This is a genomic window from Mesorhizobium sp. KR2-14, from assembly GCF_040049255.1.
Classification (GTDB): domain Bacteria; phylum Pseudomonadota; class Alphaproteobacteria; order Rhizobiales; family Rhizobiaceae; genus Pseudaminobacter.
The window spans coordinates 1-1471 of record NZ_JBDZDR010000028.1 but is presented as its reverse complement, the minus strand read 5'-3'; the positions used below and the strand labels follow the sequence as shown (position 1 = coordinate 1471).

Here is a 1471-nt window from a genome sequence, read left to right as displayed (position 1 = left end):
TTGGCGCACCCGACATCCATATCGGGTCCTCGCCGCTAGTCCTTGTCCGCCCTCCGATGAGCAACATCAATGGGTTACTACGCGGAGGGCGGGTTTGTAAAACGTGGCCGTGGTCTACCCGATGGTCAGGCGCTTGGTGGGCCGGTCCCGAATGGGCCCGAGCGACGGGATCATACTCACGCGGCCTTCTCCGTTTCGTCCCTGGCCGTGGGATGGGCCGGGAACACAGGTGTCGTCGGCTCACCTGTAATCTCAATCAGGACGACCTCGTGCCCGGCCACGAGCGCCTGGAGGAAGGCAACATCCTGCCGAAGTTCCTGGCTCTCCGCCTGGATGGCTCCGGTGCGCTCGTCCAGAATCTGGTCCAGTCCGCCACCGATCTTCTCAAGCCCTGTGGCGAGAGCTTCGTCCATGTCCGCCATCGAAGCTCGCACCTTGTTGACGTGACTGGCGAGTTCGCCGTTCATCCGCCGCAGCTTCCCGTTCTCCTCTTCGAGGAACTCGACCTTGGCGGTTAGCTTCTGAACCTCCCCCATGATCTTGCGCATGCCCGCCACGAGCTTCTCGGGATCAAAGCTCGCCATTGCCGTCCTCCTTCGAGATGATTGCGCCGTGCGGATCATAGAGGCCATGCAGCTTCGGCGCGTTCGCCTTGCGAGAGCGCTTGTTGGCGTAAAAGCGGTCGATCTCGATCTGCCCGTCTTCAAGATAGAGCACGGCATCCATCTCGCCTGAGGCCCCGCAGCGAACGGCCATGAACTGGCGGTGGAAGTAGTGGTTGCCGGGCGGCGAGCCGATATGACCCATCTTGGCCCATTCCGCATCAGGCTCCTCGTCCTTCCAGGCCCGCAGATCATCGGCGACGGCACGGTAGCGTGCGAGGTCGTCTTCCGTGAGATTGCCCTTGGCGTGCTCTGCGACGGCCCAGGCCACGACCTTCTTCGGCTCGATCAGTTCGACCACACGATGCCAGTGGGGATCGCGCTGGTTTAAGGGCCGTTCGTCGTCGAGATAAACGCGCAGTTTGAGGGTGTGCTGGGTATTGCCTTTGCCTGGGTTGGGGCCGTTGTCAAAGAACTGCGCCCGCATGGCCCGGACCCGCTCGATGGGTGGGAACTTCGTGAACCAAGGCTGATTGCTTGATCCCTTCGAGGTCTTTTTCGTCTTTACGGCCTTCGGCGGTGCAGTCGGCACGTGGAGGTCAGATGTATTATTGGCGGGAATGGATTCGCCAAGAAATTCGTCAAGCCATTTCTCAAGATAACTCATATAAAAGGTCTTTCTATTCAATAAGATCAATTTACATGAGGTGGCTTTGGCGATGCAATAAATCTCTGATGCCACGAGCTAAAGCACGAACTTCAGATGCTTCTCATTGAACAATATTGATCAACGACTCATGAATAGAGTAATTGTTCAATGGGAAGAACAGGGTTTGCCCTGGTGGAGGATGAACACGAGAGCAACAGCC

General features: G+C 58.1%; 2 protein-coding genes. Both read right to left on the bottom strand.

Annotated elements, in window-relative coordinates; all coding sequences use genetic code 11:
* Positions 1 to 176: 176 nt before the first annotated feature.
* Positions 177 to 584, bottom strand: coding sequence for a hypothetical protein (locus tag ABLE86_RS22840; protein ID WP_348781287.1), 408 nt, complete (start codon positions 582 to 584; stop codon positions 177 to 179).
* On the bottom strand, positions 571 to 1269 hold the full coding sequence (locus ABLE86_RS22835; protein ID WP_348781286.1) for a hypothetical protein: 699 nt from the start codon (positions 1267 to 1269) through the stop codon (positions 571 to 573). The genes ABLE86_RS22840 and ABLE86_RS22835 overlap by 14 nt, the downstream gene beginning before the upstream one ends.
* Between the last annotated feature and the right edge of the window lie 202 nt (positions 1270 to 1471).

What these genes read in the sequence shown, in the direction of transcription:
- ABLE86_RS22835 (WP_348781286.1), bottom strand. Translation starts at nt 1,269, where the DNA reads ATGAGTTATCTTGAGAAATGGCTTGACGAATTTCTTGGCGAATCCATT.
- ABLE86_RS22840 (WP_348781287.1), bottom strand. Translation starts at nt 584, where the DNA reads ATGGCGAGCTTTGATCCCGAGAAGCTCGTGGCGGGCATGCGCAAGATC.